This is a genomic window from Sinimarinibacterium arenosum, from assembly GCF_005047655.1.
Lineage (GTDB): Bacteria > Pseudomonadota > Gammaproteobacteria > Nevskiales > Nevskiaceae > Solimonas.
Genome location: NZ_SUKF01000005.1, coordinates 200,991 through 216,356, shown reverse-complemented (window position 1 = coordinate 216,356; position 15,366 = coordinate 200,991). Strand labels below are relative to the sequence as shown.

The window sequence follows — 15,366 nt, the reverse complement described above, 5'->3', positions numbered from 1 at the left end:
GCGCTCGACTTGCGGTGGCCCCCCGCTTCGGGCGAATCTAGCGGGGTGGACACAGCGTCAGCCAGAGCGTGGTTGCTACTGTGCCGTGCGCCGGGCATCGGCAGCGCGAGCGTCCGCAGACTCCTTGAAGAATTTCCTGACGCGGAAGCGGCTGTCGCCGCCTCTGCGTCCGCTTTACGCGCGGCTGGGCTCAGTGCGGCGCAGATCGATGCTCTGCGCAAACCGGACGAAGCCGCCATCGCGTCCGATCTGAAGTGGCTGGCGCAACGCCGCTGTCATCTGATCGCTTGTACCGATCCGGCGTTTCCCTCGCGTCTGAACGAGATCCCGCAGGCGCCGGCAATGCTGTTCGTGCAGGGTGACCCCGAGGTTCTGGCGATGCCGCAGATTGCCATCGTCGGCGCCCGGAATGCGTCGCCGCAGGGGCTGGAAAATGCCCAGGCCTTTGCCGCCGAACTCGCGCGTGGCGGTTTCATCGTCACCAGCGGGCTGGCCCTGGGGATCGACGGTGCGGCCCATCGGGGCGCGCTGTCGGCTGGATACACAATTGCGGTCTGCGGGACGGGCCTGGATCGGGTCTATCCCGCGCGGCACCGCAATCTGGCGCACCAGATTGTCGACGGCGGAGGGGCCTTGGTTTCCGAGTATCCTTGCGGCGTTGCAGCGCTCGCTGAGAACTTTCCGCGGCGTAATCGCATCATCAGTGGCCTGACCCTGGGGGTTCTGGTGGTCGAAGCCGCGCGCGAGTCGGGCTCATTGATCACTGCGCGATACGCGCTGGAGCAGGGTCGCGAAGTGTTCGCAATTCCTGGATCGATTCATAATCCGATGGCGCGGGGTTGCCATGCTCTGATTCGTCAGGGCGCCAAGCTGGTTGAAACCGTGCAGGATTTGTTCGAGGAACTGGCGCCAGCGCTTGGCACGCAGCGTGCTAATGACAAGAGACAAGTGAACGGTGCCGGGTCGAAGGCGGCCGAAGTGACAGACGTTGGGGTGCTGGGCGCATTGAACGACGCGCCGCAGACCGTTGATCAGCTCGCGGACCGGGTCGGTCAACCGGTTGGAGAACTTCAGGTCGTATTGACGACACTGGAGCTGCAGGGACAGGTTGCGATGACCGCCGATGGGCGGTATCAGCGCCTGCGGCGTAATTGAAGACATGCGTCATGTGGTCGACATGTTGCTGTTCTTGAATGACAGATAGCCGATTGAAGGCAAGGAGCCGGGAAGATGAAAGAGACAGCCCTGGACGTGCTGATGTACCTGTTCGAGAACTACCAGGAGGGCGAGTTTTCAGACGCGGACAACCAAGACACCCTGCACGAGGAGCTGGTTGCCGCCGGCTTTCCCGACGAAGAGGTCAGTCACGCCTTTGGCTGGCTGGATGGCCTTGCGGAGCAGCGACAGCTGCCCATCCTGTTTGGACCCAGCGGGGCGCTGCGTATCTATGCGCGCCAGGAACAATCGCGCATCTCGACCGAGTGCCGTGGCTTCATCATGTACTTGGAGCAGCTCGGTATTCTGGACGGCAACTTGCGCGAGTTGGTGATTGACCGTCTGATGGCGCTGACTGAGGAAGTCGATCTCGAGCGCGTCAAATGGGTCTGCCTGCTGGTACTGATGAACCAGCCGGACGCCGAGGAGGCCTTCGGGCATCTCGAAGAAATGGTCTATTACCAGGGCGAATTCAAGCACTGAGCGCTCAGCCCCGGCTGCCTGCGGGCAGTCGGGGCGTCCAGTGGCGCTCATCGCCTGCCACCAGATCCCAGTCTCCGCGCCGAGTTCGCGCAAATGCCGCTGATCGGAGGCGGTTGGAGCGACCTCGTTTCCCATTACGAAAGCCGGTCGGTGTCGGCGCAGATGCCCGCCAGTCGGGCTCCGGCGAGTCCCGCGCGCGCGTACGCGCGCGCGCAGTTGGCCTAGACAGTGCCGCTGGCTTCCGCTTATAAGGCGCGCAGCCGTGACCATTCGGGCAGCGGCCATAAACGTCATGCCGAGCTACATGAGCAAAAACCTGGTTATCGTCGAATCGCCCGCCAAGGCCAAGACGATCAAGAAGTATCTGGGCAAGGATTTCGAAGTCCTGGCCTCCTACGGTCACGTGCGCGATCTGGTGCCCAAGGATGGCGCGGTCGACGTCGCCAATGGCTTCGAAATGAAGTACCAGGTGATCGAGAAGAATGAAAAGCACGTTCGCGCGATCATCTCGGCGCTCAAGGACTCTGATGAATTGTGGCTCGCGACCGACCCTGATCGCGAGGGAGAGGCGATTTCCTGGCATCTGGCCGAGCTGCTGCGGGAAAAAAACCTGCTGAAAAACAAGCCGGTACGGCGCGTGGTGTTCTACGAGATCACTCAGCGCGAGGTGCAGAACGCGATTCAGCACCCGCGCGATATTTCCGACGACCTGGTTAACGCGCAGCAGGCGCGACGCGCCTTGGACTATCTGGTCGGCTTCAACCTGTCCCCGCTGCTGTGGCGCAAAGTGCAGCCGGGCCTGTCTGCCGGTCGCGTCCAGTCGCCGGCACTGCGACTGATCTGCGAGCGCGAAGAAGAGATCAAGGCCTTCATTCCGCGCGAGTACTGGACGCTGGAAGCGCAGGCCGAGAAGGCCGGGCAGGGTTTCAGTGCCAAGCTGATCGAGCTGGCCGGGCGCAAGGCCGAGCAGTTCACGCTGAACAACACCGTCGGCGCGCTGACTGCGAAGAACATGGTCATGAAGGCCGCGCAGGGCGAGCTGTTGGTCGCCGCGGTCGACAAGAAGCAGCGTCGCCGCAACCCGGCCCCCCCGTTCACGACGTCTACCCTGCAGCAGGAAGCCAACCGCAAGCTCGGATTCACCGCCAGCCGCACGATGCGCACCGCGCAGCAGCTGTATGAAGGCGTCGATCTGGGCGGCGAGACCCTGGGTCTGATCACCTATATGCGTACCGACTCGGTCAATCTGGCGCAGGATGCGCTGGCCGACGTGCGCCAGACCATTGCGGACCAGTTCGGTGCCAGCTCGGTGCCACCGGAACCGCGTTTCTTCAAGACCAAATCCAAGAATGCTCAGGAAGCGCATGAAGCCGTGCGCCCGACCTCGGCGGCGCGACTGCCCAGGGAAGTCGGCAAGTACCTGACGCCGGACCAGGCCAAGCTCTATGAACTGATCTGGAAGCGCACGGTGGCCTGCCAGATGACCCAGGCGGTGTTCGACACGGTGGCGGTGGAGCTGCGCGCCGGGACGGATCATGCATTCCGTGCCAATGGCTCGGTGCTGATCGAACCGGGCTTCATCGCCGTCTACAACCAGAGCTACGACACCCCGACCGGCAAGAGCGACGAAGACGACGAAAAGCGTCTGCCGGCAATGGAAGTCGGCGATCGCATCAAGCTGGTTGATCTGGTCGCCGACCAGCACGTCACCGAGCCGCCACCGCGCTACACCGAAGCGAGCCTGGTGAAGACGCTGGAGGAATACGACATCGGCCGGCCGTCGACCTATGCCAGCATCATTTCGACGCTGCAGGCGCGCGACTACGTGCGCCTGGACGGCAAGGCCTTCACACCGACTGACGTCGGCATGATCGTCAACCGCTTCCTGACCGAGCACTTCGGCCAGTACGTCGACTACGAATTCACCGCGCATCTGGAAGACGATCTCGATGCGGTGTCGCGCGGAGAAAAGCAGTGGCGTCCGCTGCTGGCCGAGTTCTGGCAGCAGTTCAAGCCGCGCATCGACGAGAAGATGGAGCTGTCACGTTCCGAAGTCTCCGAAGCGCGTCAGATCGGGATCGATCCGGTATCCGGCAAGCCGATCTCGGCGCGGCTCGGCCGCTTTGGGCCCTTCGTGCAGATCGGCACCAAGGAAGACGAGGATAAGCCGCGTTTTGCCTCGTTGCGTGCTAACCAGCGCATCGACACCATCACGCTGGAGCAGGCGCTGGCGCTGTTCACATTGCCGCGCTCCCTTGGCACTCTGCCGTCGGGCGAGGAAGTCCAGGTCAATATCGGGCGCTTCGGGCCTTATGTGCGTCACGGCTCGAGCTTCGTTTCTCTGAAGAAGGACGACGATCCGTACACGATCGAGCTGCCGCGTGCGATTGAGTTGATCGAGCAGAAGAAGGAAGCCGTTGAGGCGGCGACGATCAAGATTTTCGACGGTACCGAAATCCGCATCATCAAGGGCCGCTTCGGGCCGTACATTTCCGACGGCAAGCGCCGTGCGCGGATTCCCAAGGGACGCGAGGCGGAAACCCTGAGCGTATTCGAGTGCGAGGCGTATCTGGCCGAGGCTGAAGCTGCGGCTCCGAAGAAGGGCGGCAAGCGCGGCAAGGCGACGACCAAGGCCGCGACCAAGACCGCAGCCAAGAAGGCGACCAAGACCGTAGCGAAAAAGGCCACCAAGAAGGCAGCCAAGAGGGCGGCTCCGCGCAAGGCGACCAAGACTTCGGCGAAGACGGCGGGCGAATCCGATGGTGGTGCCGGCTGATCGCACGGATTCGCGTCGCATGAGCTTCGATATTGCTCCCTGGCATTTGCACAAGGCCGGCGCGGCACTGGCCGCAGGCGGCGTTATCGCCTGTCCGACCGAAGCGGTCTGGGGACTGTCCTGCGATCCGATGAATCGTGCGGCGTGCATGCGCTTGCTGGAAATCAAGCAGCGCGACTGGCGCAAGGGACTGATCCTGGTGGCAGCCGCGTTCGAGCAACTGCCGCTGTTTGTGGATCTGCCGTCGAACAACGCGATGCGTCGCGCGACCGCGACCTGGCCCGGTCCCGCGACCTGGATCTTCCCGGCGGCGGCGGATGCGCCGCCGTGGCTGACCGGTGATCACGACGGCATCGCCGTGCGGGTGACTGCGCATCCGCTGATGCGTTCGCTGTGCCGACGCTTTGGGGCATTGGTGTCGACCAGTGCCAATCGCAGCGGACGGCCGGCTGCACGCAGCATCACCGAGGTGCGTCTGCAACTCGGTGGCGAAGTCGACATGATCATTCCGGGGGCTTTGGGCGGCTTGGCCAAGCCGACGACCATCCGAGATGTGATGACCGGACACATTCTGAGGCGTTGATGGATATCCAGGCGGTTGAAACCTATTTGCGTGATCTGCAGAACCGCCTGTGTGCCGGGTTCGAGCAGGCCGATGGCCAGGTGCAGTTTCGTGCTGACGTCTGGACCCGACCGGATGGGGGTGGCGGTGAATCCCGCGTGCTGAGCGGCGGCGCCGTGTTCGAGCAGGCCGGCGTGAATTTCTCGCTGGTGCATGGAGATCGTCTGCCGCCGAGCGCCAGTGCGCATCGGCCGCAACTGGCCGGGCGCCATTGGCGCGCGATGGGTGTTTCGGTGGTGTTGCACCCGCTGAATCCCTATGTGCCGACCTGCCACGCCAATGTGCGTTTCTTCGTCGCCGAGAAGGAGGGCGAAGCGCCGATGTGGTGGTTCGGTGGCGGCTTCGATCTGACGCCGTATTACGGCTTCGAAGACGATGCTCGGCATTTCCACCGCACCGCACGCGACGCCTGCGCGCCGTTCGGCGAGGATCTGTATCCGCGACTGAAGCGCTGGTGCGACGAATACTTTTTCCTGAAGCATCGGCAGGAACCACGCGGCATCGGCGGCCTCTTTTTCGACGACTGGAGCGAGGGTGGCTTCGACACGTCGTTTGCGCTGATGCGCAGTGTCGGTGATCACTATGCCAAGGCCTATCTGCCGATCGTCGAACGGCGCAGGCAGACGCCGTACGGCCAGCGTGAGCGCGACTGGCAGTTGATTCGCCGCGGACGCTATGTCGAATTCAATCTGGTCTGGGATCGTGGCACCCTGTTCGGGCTGCAGTCCGGTGGTCGCACTGAATCGATCCTGATGTCGATGCCGCCGCTGGCGGCATGGCGCTACGACTATGCGCCAGAGCCGGGCACGCCGGAAGCGGAGTTGCTGCAGCACTATCTGGTGCCGCGCGACTGGGTCTGAAGCGGTCCCGCGTTCGGCATCGGCTATGCTAGACCCATGACGCTGACCGAACTGCGATATCTGGTGAATCTCGACAAGGAACGCCACTTCGGTCGCGCGGCCGAGCGTTCCTTCGTCTCGCAGCCGACCCTGTCGGTGGCGCTGAAGAAGCTCGAAGACGAACTCGGCGTGATTCTGTTCGAGCGCAATCGCGGTGAAGCGCGGCCGACGCCCGTTGGCGAGCACATCATCGCGCAGGCGCGTCGGGTGCTGTCCGAAGCGCACCTGATCGAGGATCTGGCGCGCAGCGGACGTGACGAACTGTCGGGACCGCTGCGCTTCGGCGCGATCTACACGGTGGGGCCGTATCTGCTGCCCGGCCTGGTGCCGGTGCTGCGCAAGACCGCGCCGCTGATGCCGCTGATGATCGAGGAAAACTTCACCGCCAAGCTGCTTGAGCAGCTGCGCGACAACGAGCTGGATGTGGTGGCGGTAGCGTTGCCGGTGGACATGAACGGACTGCAGGCCTGGCCGGTCTACGACGAGGATTTCGTTGTGCTGATGCCGCCTGAACATCCCTGGGCCGGCGCCGAGCAGATTCCGGCCAAGCAGCTGGCCGGTGAGAAACTGTTGCTGCTCGGGCCGGGGCACTGCTTCCGCGAGCAAGTGATCGAAGCCTGCCCGAAGTGTGTCGACGCCGACGGCGACGGGCCCAAGCCGCAGAACGGCAGTTCTCTGGAGACCATCCGGCACATGGTCGTCAGCGGTCTCGGGATTACGGTGCTGCCGCGTTCGTCGGTGGAGAACCGTCCGGATGACAGCCTTTTGCTGGCCAAGCCGTTCGTGCCGCCGGCACCACATCGGCGTATCGCGCTGGTCTGGCGCAAGACTTTCCCCAGGCGAAAGGCAGTCAGCGTATTGCGCGAGGCGATCCTTGCCTCCGGCATGAAGGGCGTCAGCTATCTGCCGGACGCGGCCGAAATGCCGGACTGAGCCCGGTTGAGCGCGGCTCAGCTCAGCAGCATTCGCAGTCCGATCACCACTAGCAGCAGCGCGAAGGCGCGTTTGAGCCAATGCGGCGGCAGGCCGTGCGCCAGCCGTACCCCCAGCGGCGCGCAGCTGACGCTCGCGGCCGCGATGGCCGCCAACGCGCTCAGGCTGATGTAGCCCAGATGCGGATCGGGTACGCCGGAGGCATTCCATCCCGCGATCACGAAGCCGACCGCACCGGCCCATGCGATGGGCATCCCGCAGGCCGCGGCGGTGCCGACCGCCTGGTGCATCGACAGGCCACGCGCACTCAGATACGGCACAGTGAGGGAGCCGCCGCCGATGCCGACGACCGAGGATAGAAGGCCGATCACGCCGCCGGCGCCAAACAGTTCGGCCCCGTTCGGGGTTGACGGGGCTTTGGTTACCGCAGCCGCGGTCGCGAAACTTTTCACGATCATCTGCGTCGCCACTAGCAGTGCGCCGACGGCGACGATGCGTTTCAGCAGCGCTCCGCTGAGGGCATCGGCAACGAAAGCGCCTGCGATAGCGCCGGCCGCCAGCCCTGGTGCAATGCGCCAGAACACCGTCCATTGCACCCCGTCGCGGCGGTGGTGCGCCAGTGTCGATGACAGCGAGGTTGCGGAGATCACAGCCAGCGAGGTGCCGATCGCGACCTGCATGTACACCGCATCGGGCACGCCCTGGTGCGGCAGGACGAGCGCCAATGCCGGCACCATGATCAGGCCGCCGCCGACGCCGAACAGGCCGGCCAGAACGCCGGCAACGGCCCCGGTGAAGATGAAAATCAGCAGTTGTTCCATGGGCTATCGAAGGGCCTGGAGCGTGAGCATCAGCCGGCCCCGCAGCGGTCTGCACTAGAATGGATCGCGAGCATGCTACAGGAACGTAATTGCGGATGAGGACGATGCTTCATGCTGGACGAGGTCTGCTGGCCACCGTGCTGATGGCGGTGCCGTGCTTGGTTCTCGCGACACCCTCGGCAGCGGTGCGTGCCGAATTCGGCAGTGCTTATGAGCGTGCACAGACGTCGCCCGACGCCACTGGCGACAGCGCCGCGTTGCGCGCCTATGTGCTGTATCCGTATCTGAATGCGCAGCGCTTGATCACCGCGCTGGCAAAACGTGCGGCCGAATCTGATGTGGCCGCACTGGATGCCGAGGTCGCTAGCTTCATCGAGGCGCAGTCCGACTTGCCGATTACCCGGGTGCTGCGGCGTGACTGGCTGCTCGATCTGGCCGAGCATCAGCGGTGGGATCTTTTTGATCGCTATTACGTGGCAGATGCGGGCGAGCAGGCACTGACCTGCGCCGGGTTTCAGGCGAAGCTGCAGGGTGAGGTTACCGCGGCGCTGAGGACCGAGCTGGCTGAATTCTGGGCACAGGCGCCGCAAATGCCGCAGGCCTGTGTCGCGCCGTTCGAATGGTTGCGCACGCACGGCGAGTTGACGCCAGAGCGGATTGAAAGACGTGCCCGCAAGGCGCTGGATGAGCGCAATCTGGAACTGGCGGAGTGGTTGTCAAAGATGCTGCCGGAAACGGACGGCGCCGCAATCCGGCGCTGGGCGGCGTTGCTGCGCAATCCAGCGCGCGAGCTGGATGCAGTTGCCGCCAAGGGAGGCGCCGGGGTGGAGTGGGATGCCCTGCTGGCGGGCTTCTCCAGGCTGGCGCCGCGCGATCCTGACCAAGCCAAACGCGTCTATGCCACGCTGGCCAAAGCCGGTCGTTTTGATGCCGCGCAGCTCTCTTCACTGCGCCGCTGGGTTGCCCTGGGTCTGGCCTGGGATCGTCGTGATGATGCGGTCGCGTGGTTCAAGCAGCTGCCCCCGGCCGAGGTTGATGACCAGGTGCTGGAGTGGCGCGTGCGTGCCGCGTTGTGGAATCGCGATTTCACCAGTGCCGCGGCGTGGCTGGAGGCGATGCCTGCGCCAATGCGCGACACCTCGGAATGGCAGTACTGGCGCGCACGCACGCTGGAGTTGCTGGGCAGCCGGCAGCAGGCTGAACCGCTGCTGGCAGCGCTGGCGCAGCGCAATGGCTACTACAGCATTCTGGCGGCATGGCGCCTGGGACAGACCTACAAGCCCACACCGCGTCCGTTCATCGAGGATCTGATCGAACAGAGCCGTCTGCTCGAGCGACCGGGCATCGAGCGTGCGCACGAGTTGTATCTGGCCGAGCAACCGCGTTGGGCCGGCGCCGAATGGCGCGTCGCAACGGCCGATCTGAATCCGGAGCAGCAGTTGCAGGCCGCGCGGTTGGCGTCGCACTGGGGCTGGCACCTGCAGGCGGTGACAATGCTCAACGCCATCGATTCGCTGGATGTATTCGAGATCAGCTATCCCGATCCGTTTGCGAAACAGATTCGAAACACTGCGAGCGAGATCGGTCTGCCGTCGGAATGGGTCTATGCGCTGATGCGGCAGGAGAGCCTGTTCAATCCGCGCGCGGTTTCGCCATCCAATGCCTACGGCCTGCTGCAGCTGCTGTTGCCGACCGCGCGTGATGTCGCGCGCAAGCGCGGTGAGCCCAGGCCGCAGGTCGCCGATCTGCTGACGCCGGAAGTGAACATTCCGTTGGGTGCGAGCTATTTGAATCAGATGCGCGAGCGGTTTGACGGCCAGTTCGCGCCCGCGGTTGCGGCCTACAACGCTGGGCCGAATGCGGTCGCCCGCTGGTTGCCGCAGAAACCTCTGGAGGCCGATTTCTGGATCGAGAACGTGCCTTACGATCAGACTCGGGGCTACGTGAAGAAAGTGCTGTGGCATATCGCCGCGCATACCTGGAACACGCAGGAGCAGGGGCAGAACCCGGCTGAATTTCTGCAGCCGGTGCGTCAGCCGTCGGATGCGAAGTGATCCGCCTGTAATGAAACGCTATCTGGTCGGAGGGGCGGTACGTGATCGCCTGCTGGGTCTCGCACTTGGCGATCGCGACTGGGTTGTGGTCGGCGTGACACCGGAACAGATGCTTGCGGCCGGCTATCGCCCGGTCGGCAAGGATTTTCCGGTGTTTCTTGACGTGAAAACCGGCGAAGAACACGCACTGGCACGGACCGAGCGCAAGTCCGGACATGGTTATCGCGGGTTCACCTTCCATACCGGCCCCGAGGTCACGCTGGAAGATGATCTGCGCCGGCGCGATCTCACGGTCAATGCAATAGCACAGGACGACGAGGGACGCCTGATCGATCCTTATGGCGGCCAGGCTGATCTGCGGGCGCGGCTGCTGCGACATGTGTCGCCGGCGTTCGCCGAGGATCCCCTGCGCGTGCTGCGGGTGGCGCGGTTCCACGCGCGATTTGCCACTCTGGGGTTTCGTGTGGCCGATGAGACCCTGGCCCTGATGCGACAGATGGTCGATGACGGCGAAGTCGATCACCTGGTGCCGGAACGCGTGTGGAAGGAAATGAGCCGGGCACTGATGCATGCGCGGCCCAGTGTGTTCTTCCAGACGCTGCGCGATTGCGGCGCGCTGGCGCGCATCCTGCCCGAGGTCGATGCGCTGTTCGGCGTGCCACAACGCGCCGACTACCATCCAGAAATCGACACCGGGATACACACGCTGATGTGCGTCGATGCGGCGGCTCGTGCCGGCGCGGCGCTGCCGGTGCGCTTCGCCGCGCTGGTCCACGACCTGGGCAAGGCGCGGACGCCGCCGGACGAATGGCCGCAGCACCGGCAGCACGAGCAGCGCGGTGTGGCGCCGGTGCGAGCGGTGTGCGAGCGGCTGCGAGTGCCGAACGACTGCAGGGATCTGGCGATCGACGTGACGCGTGAGCACTTGAACGTGCACCGCGCATTCGAGCTGCGGCCGACCACCCTGCATGACCTGATCGAACGGCTCGGCGGGTTGCGCCGTCCCGAGCGCTTCGAGCAGGCGCTACAGGCCTGTGAGGCGGATGCGCGCGGCCGCCTTGGGCATGAAAGCAGCGCGTATCCGCAAACCGATCATCTGCGCGCCGCGCGCGAAATTGCGATCGCGATCCAGGCCGCTGACGTGATGCATGAGGGTGTGCAGGGTGCTGAGATCGGGCGGCGGCTGCGCGAGGCGCGAGTCGCCGCACTGAAGCGCGGCCTCTCCCGGTGCTCGACCGGAGACCCCGAAGGCTGATCTCTGCCGGGAAAGTGTATGCATGAGCAAACACTGTCTGAGCAAATCGGGTGGCCGCGCCCAGCGACCTGGCTTGCGGTGGTCTGGTTCACGCAGCGCCCCGGTGGCGGGCGTGGACCAGTGGCAGCGGACTGATTCGTCAGATGATGCGGATCGACCGTTACACGAACATCCACAGCAGTACCGCACCGAGTGCGATCCGGTACCAGGCGAAGGCGTTGAAGTTGTGCGTCGAGATGAAGCGCAGCAGCCATTTGACCGAGGCGAAGCCGACGATCGCCGAGACCGCGAAGGCGATGCCCAGCTCGGTCCACGATTCGTGAGCCCAGGCGCTGGCATCGCCGGCGGTCTTGTACAGCTCGTAGGCACTGGCGGCGAACATCGTGGGAATACCGACAATGAACGCGAACTCGGCGGCGCGCGCGCGGTGCGTCATGCCGAACAGCAGCGCCGCGAAGATTGCCGCGCCGGAGCGGGAGGTGCCGGGGAACACGCCGGCGATGACCTGGGCGACGCCGACCGCGATGGCGACGCGCCAGCTCAGGTGATCGTTGAGGGGCTCGCTTTTGGCCCAATGCTCGACCGCAAAGATCACCAAACCGCCGATGATCAGTGCCAGCGCCACCGGGATCACGGTTTCCGGCAGTTCGACGCCGGCCTTCTTTGCGGCCAGGCCGAGGACGCCGGTGATGAAGAACGCGAATGTGGTCTTGATCAGCTCATCGCGGGTGGCGGCGTCGTGCGTCCAGTCGAACAGCAGACGCATGATGCGCTGGCGGTAGACCAGCGTGACCGCCAGAATGGCGCCGACCTGGATCACGATGTTGAACAGATCGGAGCGACGTTCGAGCCACGCCTGTGCAATCAGCAGATGTCCCGTACTGGAGATCGGCAGGAATTCGGTCAGGCCTTCGATGATGCCGAGTACGATCGCTTGCAGCAGGCTGTCCACGCGGGAATCCAGATCGAAAAATGACGCGCAAGGATAAAGGACGTGCCGTGACTCTGCCTCCCGTTGTCTTGATCACCGGCGCCGCACGGCGCATCGGCGCGGCGACAGCGCGTTGTCTGCACGCGGCGGGCTGGAACGTGGTCATCCACGCGCATCGCTCGATGGATGCCGCGACGGCGCTGACTGCGGAGCTGTGTGCGCAGCGCGCCGATTCGGCGGTGGCGCTGCCGGCTGATCTCAGCGATGCTGCCGCGATCGACTCGCTGGCGCAGCGCGCGGCCGGGCAGTGGTCGCGCTTGGACGCGCTGGTCAACAACGCGTCGAGCTACTACCCGACGCCCGTGGGTCAGATCAACGCACTACAGATCGACGATCTGGTCTCTAGCAATCTGCGCGCGCCGTTGCTGCTGACGCAGGCCTGCGTGCCGCACATGGGCGACGGCGGGGCCATCGTCAACATTGTCGATACGCAGGTGCCGCACCCGCAGTCCGGCTATGCGCCGTATTTCGCCGCGAAGGCGGGGTTGTGGTCGCTCACCGAAACCCTGGCGCTGGAGCTGGCGCCGCGTTTTCGTGTCAACGCGATCGCGCCGGGGCACATGATCTGGGCCAGCAACGGTGTGATCAGCGACGCGGAGCAGCGGGCCGAACTGGCGCGCATTCCATTGGCGCGTCTGGGCGGTGGCGATGAAATCGCGCGCGCAGTGCGCTTTCTGCTGTCTGCGGACGCAGCCTACATCACCGGTGCAATTCTGCCGGTCGACGGCGGTTTGCGTCTGCGCTGAGTCGCGCTGGATTCAGAGCAGACTTCGCTGCGCCGATTCCAGCGTCAGCAGATGCTGTTTGCGCCAGAGTCCGCCGCCATAACCGCCAAGGCTGCCGTTCTTGTTCACCACGCGATGGCAGGGGATCAGGATCGCCAAGCGGTTGCTGCCGTTGGCGGTACCGACTGCACGTGCGGCGCTGACCGCGCCCAGTTCTGCGGCGAGATCTTCGTAGGCGCGAGTCTCGCCGTATGGAATCGTCAGCAATTGTTGCCAGACGCGACGCTGGAACGGCGTGCCCGGAAAGCTCAGGGGGACATCGAAGCGGGTTCGCGTGCCGTCGAAATACTGCTGCAGCTCGCGTTTCAGCTGGCCCAACAGAGGTGAATCCCGGAGCGAGGCTGCCATCGGGAAATGCAGGCGCAGGCGCTGCAGCTGACGATCCAGTCGCGCCGGTTCGGCAAACTCCAGCAACACTACGGCCGCATGATCGGTAGCCGCCAGTAGTGGACCCAGCGGCGAGTCCAGAATGCCCAGGCTCAAGCCGTCGGGGTGAGCGGCAGCGATCGCAAAATGCCGTCGTACTGCGTCGTCCAGCGCGGCGGCGTCCACGCTTCAGACCTTGAGCTGCAGGCGTTCTACGGTTTCACCCTGCGGCGCAGCCAGCGGACCGTAGCGGCGTTCATGAAATCGCACCTGACCGTCGCGCGTTACCGCCAGCACGGTGCAGGCGCGGGTGCCGTAACGTTCGCTGACGATGAACGGCGACGACAGCAGGCGCTCCATTTCCAGGCCGACGCCGGTATCCGGCAGCTCGGCGTCGGCGGGCTGACGCCGGTCCTGCAGGGACGCGAACAGCGGCTCCAGATCGTCGTCACCGTGCGTGCACCACTGCGCCAGCTGGTCGCGCAGGCGTACCAGCTTGGGCCACGGTGTGTCGAGGCTGGCGTTGCTGACCGCATGCACGCCGGCGTTGAGCGCCTCGCTGCGATAGTGATCGTGCTGATTGCTGGCGTAGTGCACCGAGCGATGATCGCCCAGCAGCAGATTGAATCCGGCGTAGCGTGGGGCGTCAGGCGCCAGACGCTCCGCATAGGCGGCGGGCGATTCGTCGCTGCGCAGAAACTCGGCGACCAGCGCCCCGCGTGACGGTGCTCGGGGGTCCGGGGGGACCATGCGTCGCACATTGGTCACGGCCGACCAGCGTCCGTCCGTGGTCAGAGCGAACCAGCTGCCGTGCTGCTGCAGGTCACGCCCGCCGAAGATCTTCGGGGCGTCGTCCCAGTAGCTGGCGGGCGCCGCCGGGCGCTGATGGAATTCGTCGCGGTTGGCGGCGACGACCAGGGAATAACGGGGGTGCGCATCGAGCGCCAGGGCAATCAGACACATCGCGCTAGTGTAGTGCGGGAGGCCGTATTTCTGCCCGGAGCGGCCGAGGGCTCCGGGGCGCCGCTGGTCGACGCTCCGGCGGACTACACTGGAGGCCGGAGTCTCTTACACAATAATATTTCGTGATGAGTCAGCTTCCCGTTCAAGCCGCGTCAGCGGTGGTAGTGCCCTTGGCCCACCTGACCCCGTACGAGCAGCAGCGTCTGGCCGAAATCCGCAGCTGGCATGCCGCTCCCCCGGATTGGGGTACGCGGGTGATGTCGCGGCCGAGTCGCGTTGCCGCGTTCGCCGCGCAACGTCTGGTGCCGGTTGAAGCGCTGCGTGCGTCGCTGCGCACCCTGGATCGCCTGGCCGGGCGCGTGTCCGGCCGTCGCGACGTGCTGCGCGCGGCCGGGGCCGAGACCCTGGAGCAGCTGGCGCAGCGCTCGCTGGAGCAGTGCGATCAGCTGGCGCGACGGATCGAGCGGCGCGCGATGCTGATGGCCGGTGCAGGCGGTGCCGCGCTGGGTGTCGGCGGTGCCGTCGGCATGGTGGCCGACGTGCCGAGCCTGCTGACCCTCGCATTGCGCACGATCCATCGCAGCGCCTATTGCTACGGCGAAGACTGGTGCGAGAGTGATGATCGCGCGCTGTCGATCGGCGTGTTCGCACTGGCGTCGGCCAACAGCATGGAGGAGAAGCAGGCGGCATTCGCGGCGCTGCGCGGCAATCATGCCTTGCTGGACGCGGCGTGGCGCGACGGCGTGGAGCGCGTCGCCGAGCGCGAAATGGCCAAGGATGCCGCGCAGTTCAGCATGCAGGCGCTGGCGGCGCGGATCGGGACGCATGTGGGGACGCGCAAGGCCAAGGGCGCGGTGCCCGTGATCGGCGCGGTCATCGGCGGCGCGGTCAATGCCGGCTACATTCACGACATCGCCCAGGTCGCGCGCTATGTGCTGCAGGAGCGCTGGCTGCGCCGGCGCTACGCCCGCGAGGCGCTGGAGATCTGAGTCGCTGGCGGGTTCGCTGACGGTGGCGCGCAGTGTCGCCGCAGACGCTTCGCGAACCGCGCCTTCCGATCAATGTGTCGCGCGGGCATGACGCGCCGGGTTCAGGCGCGCGTGGCGCTGGATATGCGGTCTGTTTCCAGCCTGCCTAACAGCCCCCTGTGATTGTGCTGTGCTGAGCCAGCCGCTAGGCTTTTACGCTGCAGTGCAGCATTTT

The 15,366-nt window shown here is 65.0% G+C and carries 14 protein-coding genes; 10 read left to right on the top strand and 4 right to left on the bottom strand.

Features of this window, described 5'->3' with window-relative positions:
* Nucleotides 1-45: 45 nt before the first annotated feature.
* From dprA to E4T66_RS12010, 6 genes are all read left to right on the top strand, one after another.
* Nucleotides 46-1,155: a DNA-processing protein DprA gene (gene dprA / locus E4T66_RS12035; protein ID WP_136849288.1), complete on the top strand. Its 1,110-nt coding sequence runs from the start codon at nucleotides 46-48 to the stop codon at nucleotides 1,153-1,155.
* A 75-nt stretch (nucleotides 1,156-1,230) separates the two neighbouring features.
* The gene (locus E4T66_RS12030) at nucleotides 1,231-1,698 is read left to right on the top strand and encodes a Smg family protein (protein WP_136849287.1); all 468 of its coding nucleotides are present in this window, start codon (nucleotides 1,231-1,233) and stop codon (nucleotides 1,696-1,698) included.
* Nucleotides 1,699-2,002: 304 nt separating this feature from the next.
* Nucleotides 2,003-4,474: a DNA topoisomerase I gene (locus E4T66_RS12025; protein WP_136849286.1), complete on the top strand. Its 2,472-nt coding sequence runs from the start codon at nucleotides 2,003-2,005 to the stop codon at nucleotides 4,472-4,474.
* 19 nt (nucleotides 4,475-4,493) lie between these two features.
* Nucleotides 4,494-5,057, top strand: coding sequence for an L-threonylcarbamoyladenylate synthase type 1 TsaC (gene tsaC, locus E4T66_RS12020; protein WP_136849285.1), 564 nt, complete (start codon nucleotides 4,494-4,496; stop codon nucleotides 5,055-5,057).
* On the top strand, nucleotides 5,057-5,956 hold the full coding sequence (gene hemF, locus E4T66_RS12015) for an oxygen-dependent coproporphyrinogen oxidase (protein ID WP_136849284.1): 900 nt from the start codon (nucleotides 5,057-5,059) through the stop codon (nucleotides 5,954-5,956). Before tsaC ends, hemF begins: the two co-directional genes overlap by 1 nt.
* Nucleotides 5,957-5,992: 36 nt before the next feature.
* Nucleotides 5,993-6,928 carry a hydrogen peroxide-inducible genes activator gene (locus tag E4T66_RS12010; protein WP_136849283.1) on the top strand — a complete coding sequence of 312 codons (936 nt, stop codon included), beginning with the start codon at nucleotides 5,993-5,995 and terminating at the stop codon, nucleotides 6,926-6,928.
* Nucleotides 6,929-6,945: 17 nt separating this feature from the next.
* On the opposite strand, the gene E4T66_RS12005 is transcribed toward E4T66_RS12010, so the two are convergent.
* Nucleotides 6,946-7,749, bottom strand: coding sequence for a sulfite exporter TauE/SafE family protein (locus tag E4T66_RS12005; RefSeq protein WP_136849282.1), 804 nt, complete (start codon nucleotides 7,747-7,749; stop codon nucleotides 6,946-6,948).
* A gap of 104 nt (nucleotides 7,750-7,853) precedes the next feature.
* Here E4T66_RS12005 and E4T66_RS12000 point away from each other — a divergent pair, with 104 nt between their 5' ends.
* Together E4T66_RS12000 and E4T66_RS11995 are read left to right on the top strand one after the other, a co-directional pair.
* Nucleotides 7,854-9,803 carry a lytic transglycosylase domain-containing protein gene (locus E4T66_RS12000; RefSeq protein WP_169577591.1) on the top strand — a complete coding sequence of 650 codons (1,950 nt, stop codon included), beginning with the start codon at nucleotides 7,854-7,856 and terminating at the stop codon, nucleotides 9,801-9,803.
* Nucleotides 9,804-9,813: 10 nt separating this feature from the next.
* Nucleotides 9,814-11,058, top strand: coding sequence for a multifunctional CCA addition/repair protein (locus E4T66_RS11995; protein ID WP_136849280.1), 1,245 nt, complete (start codon nucleotides 9,814-9,816; stop codon nucleotides 11,056-11,058).
* Nucleotides 11,059-11,218: 160 nt separating this feature from the next.
* Here E4T66_RS11995 and E4T66_RS11990 read toward each other — a convergent pair whose 3' ends face one another.
* Nucleotides 11,219-12,010 (bottom strand): undecaprenyl-diphosphate phosphatase, encoded by a 792-nt coding sequence (locus E4T66_RS11990; protein ID WP_136849279.1) that lies wholly within the window; start codon nucleotides 12,008-12,010, stop codon nucleotides 11,219-11,221.
* 20 nt (nucleotides 12,011-12,030) lie between these two features.
* Here E4T66_RS11990 and E4T66_RS11985 point away from each other — a divergent pair, with 20 nt between their 5' ends.
* On the top strand, nucleotides 12,031-12,795 hold the full coding sequence (locus E4T66_RS11985) for a pteridine reductase (RefSeq protein WP_136849278.1): 765 nt from the start codon (nucleotides 12,031-12,033) through the stop codon (nucleotides 12,793-12,795).
* 12 nt (nucleotides 12,796-12,807) lie between these two features.
* Here the strand turns inward: E4T66_RS11985 and E4T66_RS11980 are convergent, their stop codons facing one another.
* Both E4T66_RS11980 and E4T66_RS11975 read right to left on the bottom strand, forming a co-directional pair.
* The gene (locus E4T66_RS11980; protein ID WP_136849277.1) at nucleotides 12,808-13,386 is read right to left on the bottom strand and encodes a methylated-DNA--[protein]-cysteine S-methyltransferase; all 579 of its coding nucleotides are present in this window, start codon (nucleotides 13,384-13,386) and stop codon (nucleotides 12,808-12,810) included.
* A gap of 3 nt (nucleotides 13,387-13,389) precedes the next feature.
* Nucleotides 13,390-14,163 (bottom strand): NRDE family protein, encoded by a 774-nt coding sequence (locus E4T66_RS11975; protein ID WP_136849276.1) that lies wholly within the window; start codon nucleotides 14,161-14,163, stop codon nucleotides 13,390-13,392.
* 125 nt (nucleotides 14,164-14,288) lie between these two features.
* Here E4T66_RS11975 and E4T66_RS11970 point away from each other — a divergent pair, with 125 nt between their 5' ends.
* A complete protein-coding gene (locus E4T66_RS11970) occupies nucleotides 14,289-15,152 on the top strand; it encodes an EcsC family protein (RefSeq protein WP_136849275.1) in 864 nt (287 codons plus the stop codon).
* Nucleotides 15,153-15,366: the final 214 nt, after the last annotated feature.

Bases quoted from the DNA above. Each gene is read 5' to 3' on its own strand.
- E4T66_RS12030 (WP_136849287.1), top strand. From the start codon at position 1,231: ATGAAAGAGACAGCCCTGGACGTGCTGATGTACCTGTTCGAGAACTAC.
- E4T66_RS12025 (WP_136849286.1), top strand. From the start codon at position 2,003: ATGAGCAAAAACCTGGTTATCGTCGAATCGCCCGCCAAGGCCAAGACG.
- tsaC (WP_136849285.1), top strand. From the start codon at position 4,494: ATGAGCTTCGATATTGCTCCCTGGCATTTGCACAAGGCCGGCGCGGCA.
- hemF (WP_136849284.1), top strand. From the start codon at position 5,057: ATGGATATCCAGGCGGTTGAAACCTATTTGCGTGATCTGCAGAACCGC.
- E4T66_RS12010 (WP_136849283.1), top strand. From the start codon at position 5,993: ATGACGCTGACCGAACTGCGATATCTGGTGAATCTCGACAAGGAACGC.
- E4T66_RS12005 (WP_136849282.1), bottom strand. From the start codon at position 7,749: ATGGAACAACTGCTGATTTTCATCTTCACCGGGGCCGTTGCCGGCGTT.
- E4T66_RS12000 (WP_169577591.1), top strand. From the start codon at position 7,854: ATGCTTCATGCTGGACGAGGTCTGCTGGCCACCGTGCTGATGGCGGTG.
- E4T66_RS11995 (WP_136849280.1), top strand. From the start codon at position 9,814: ATGAAACGCTATCTGGTCGGAGGGGCGGTACGTGATCGCCTGCTGGGT.
- E4T66_RS11985 (WP_136849278.1), top strand. From the start codon at position 12,031: ATGACGCGCAAGGATAAAGGACGTGCCGTGACTCTGCCTCCCGTTGTC.
- E4T66_RS11975 (WP_136849276.1), bottom strand. From the start codon at position 14,163: ATGTGTCTGATTGCCCTGGCGCTCGATGCGCACCCCCGTTATTCCCTG.
- E4T66_RS11970 (WP_136849275.1), top strand. From the start codon at position 14,289: ATGAGTCAGCTTCCCGTTCAAGCCGCGTCAGCGGTGGTAGTGCCCTTG.